Source organism: Corallococcus sp. AB032C, from assembly GCF_003668935.1.
Classification (GTDB): Bacteria; Myxococcota; Myxococcia; order Myxococcales; family Myxococcaceae; genus Corallococcus; species Corallococcus exiguus.
Window position 1 is genome coordinate 1 of the sequence record NZ_RAWP01000228.1, and the last position, 2,832, is coordinate 2,832.

At 67.9% G+C, this 2,832-nt stretch carries 2 protein-coding genes and 1 pseudogene; 2 read left to right on the forward strand and 1 reads right to left on the reverse strand.

Going from position 1 to position 2,832, the window contains the following annotated elements; all coding sequences use genetic code 11:
• Together D7X99_RS44140 and D7X99_RS41640 are read left to right on the forward strand one after the other, a co-directional pair.
• Nucleotides 1-188: pseudogene (locus D7X99_RS44140) on the forward strand (acyl dehydratase); the annotation flags it as partial.
• Between the two features lie 198 nt (nucleotides 189-386).
• Nucleotides 387-2,231, forward strand: a complete 1,845-nt coding sequence (locus D7X99_RS41640; protein ID WP_120599337.1) for an acyl-CoA dehydrogenase — start codon at nucleotides 387-389, stop codon at nucleotides 2,229-2,231.
• Between the two features lie 81 nt (nucleotides 2,232-2,312).
• Here D7X99_RS41640 and D7X99_RS41645 read toward each other — a convergent pair whose 3' ends face one another.
• On the reverse strand, nucleotides 2,313-2,768 hold the full coding sequence (locus D7X99_RS41645; RefSeq protein ID WP_120565608.1) for a biopolymer transporter ExbD: 456 nt from the start codon (nucleotides 2,766-2,768) through the stop codon (nucleotides 2,313-2,315).
• Between the last annotated feature and the right edge of the window lie 64 nt (nucleotides 2,769-2,832).

Consider the following 2,832-nt stretch of genomic DNA (forward strand, 5'->3'; position numbering starts at 1 on the left):
CCCCGGAGGCCGCCACCAGCGCCCCGGCGCCCGCCGCCCCGGAGCGCGACCGGGACGAGGACGACGAGGACGACGACGAGGAGGCGGACGAGCCCCGCAACGGCGCCTCGTCCAAGAAGACCGCGCCCCGGGAGAAGCCCGCCGCCAAGACGGCGTCCCTCCCTGCCGCGAAGAAGGCCAAGAAGTAGGCTTTCCAGGGGCGTTCCAAGGCGAATTCCCGCGTTCCAGAAGGGCGGCTTCGACCGCTCGTCAACGCGGGGTGTCATCTTGGGTTGACTCAAAAATCAGTCGACGCCACACTTCTTGCGTCACATGGGCCGCTGACCCTTACTTTTTCCCGCCCTGCGGGAAGCAGGCAGGCAGCGAGCCCCTACGCAGGAGTGGCCATGTCCGCCGGCATCAACACCTACAAGACCGACCTTCGAGAGATCTTCTTCACGCTGTTCGAGCAGTTCGGCTTCGGCCAGGTGGCGGGCACGGCCCCCTACGACGCCTGGGGCCCGGACGAGGCGAAGGCGGTCCTCACGGAGACGTACCGCTTCGCGCGCGAGGTGCTGGGGCCCCTCAACTCGGTGGGCGACCGCGAGGGCTGCCGGGTGGAGAACGGCTCCGTCTTCACGCCCAAGGGCTTCAAGGACGCCTGGAACAAGCTCTACGAGCAGGGCTTCAAGACGGTGGCGGTGAGCCCGGACCACGGCGGCCAGGGCGCGCCGATGATGCTCCAGGTGACGGTGGAGGAGATCCTCTCCGGCGCCAACACGGCCTTCAACATGTACCCGGGCCTGGCGTTCGGCGCGGCGGAAGTTGTCGCCGAGTGCGGCACGCCCGCGCAGCAGAAGCAGTTCGTGGAGCGCATGCTCAACGGCACGTGGGGCGGCACCATGTGCCTCACCGAGCCGCACGCCGGCTCCGACGTGGGCGCCGCCAAGTCCACCGCGAAGCGCAACGGGGACGGCACCTACAGCATCAAGGGCACGAAGATCTTCATCTCCGGCGGCGACCATGACATGGCCGGGAACATCATCCACCTGGTGCTCGCGCGCATTGACGGCGCGCCGGTGGGCACCAAGGGCCTGTCGCTGTTCATCGTCCCCAAGCTGCGCATCAACGAGGACGGTTCCTCCGGTCAGTCCAACGACGTCACCGTGGCGTCCATCGAGCACAAGATGGGCATCAACGGCTCGGCAACCTGTGTCCTCAACTTCGGTGAGAACGACGGCTGTCTGGGCGAGCTCGTGGGCACGGTCGAGCATGTGGGCATGAGCCAGATGTTCAAGATGATGAACGGCGCGCGCATCGCCGTGGGCATCCAGGGCGTGAGCCTGGCGTCGGCCGCGTACTACAACGCGCTCGACTACGCGAAGGACCGCAAGCAGGGCTCCCACTTCACCAAGTGGAAGGACCCGTCCGCGCCGCGCGCCTCCATCATCGAGCACCCGGACGTCCGCCGCATGCTGCTGGACATCAAGGCGCACGTGGAAGGCATCCGCGCGCTGGTCATCAAGCTGGCCATGCACCTGGACAAGGCGAAGCAGCTGGCGGGCAAGGACGACGACGCGGCCACCTACCACAAGGGTCAGGTGGAGGTGCTGACGCCGCTGGTGAAGTCCTACGGCTCTGATCAGGCCTTCCGCCTCTGCGCGCAGGCCATCCAGGTGTACGGCGGCGCCGGCTACATCCAGGACTACCCGGTGGAGCAGTACACGCGCGACTCGAAGATCTTCTCCATCTACGAGGGCACCAACCACATCCAGGCCATGGACCTGGTGGGCCGCAAGATGGGCCAGGCGGGCGGCGCGCACTTCCAGCAGTTCATGGGTGACGTGGGCAGCTTCGTGGAAGCGCACCGCGAGCACCCGGTGCTGGGCGAGGCCGTGAAGACGCTGGCCGGCGCGCAGGAAGGCCTGATGTCCAGCGCGATGGCGCTGTTCGGCTGGTCGCAGGACCAGGGCCGCTTCCCGCTCATCCCCCTGTCCGCCAACCGCTTCCTCAACATGATGTCGGAGGTCGCCGTGGGCTGGCTGCTGCTGGACGCGGCCGTCATCGCGGAGAAGGCCGCCGCCAACGTGGCCGCCGACCACCCGGACAAGGCGTTCTACGAGGGCAAGAAGTTCAGCGCCCTGTGGTACGCGCGCAACGTGCTGCCCAACGTGGAGTACGCCGCGCGCCTCATCGCCACCGAGGACACGTCCCCGGTGGACATCACCGACGCGGCGTTCGGCGGCGTCTGAAGCGGAATCTGAAGTCCTGAAATGAAGAAGGCCCTCCGGCACGTGACGCGCCGGGGGGCCTTTTCCTTTTCGGGCCTGCGCCTAGTCGCCTTCGCGCACGCCGATGGCGAGCTGCGCGAGGCCGGCCTTCTTCGCCAGCTCCATCACCTGCACCACGGTGCCGTGGGGGACGCCTTCGTCCGCCTGGACAATCACCACGGTGTCGGGGTTCTGGTTCTTCGCGTTGTCGAAGGCCTGCTTCAGCTCGGCCTCCGCGACGACGTTGCCCGCGAGCACGAAGCGGCCGTCCGCCAGCACCGCCACGGACAGGTCCGTGGTGCGCGCAGTGACGTCCGCGGCGCCGCCCTTGGGCAGGTTCACCTTGAGGCCCGCCTTGGCACCGCCGCCCGGGCCCTGCTGGGTGATGACCGAGCTGGTCACCATGAAGATGATGAGCAGCACGAGCATCACGTCCGTCAGCGGCGTGATGTTGATCTCCGCGAAGCCCGCGCCCTCCACCTCGTCGTCGCCCGAGCCGGGCGTCTTTCCCATGGCCATGGTGGGCGTGTCTCCTTACGAGGCGGGCTGCGGATCCGGGCGGGGCGCCGGGGGCGTGGTGCTT

What these genes read in the sequence shown, in the direction of transcription:
- D7X99_RS41640 (WP_120599337.1), top strand. Translation starts at nt 387, where the DNA reads ATGTCCGCCGGCATCAACACCTACAAGACCGACCTTCGAGAGATCTTC.
- D7X99_RS41645 (WP_120565608.1), bottom strand. Translation starts at nt 2,768, where the DNA reads ATGGCCATGGGAAAGACGCCCGGCTCGGGCGACGACGAGGTGGAGGGC.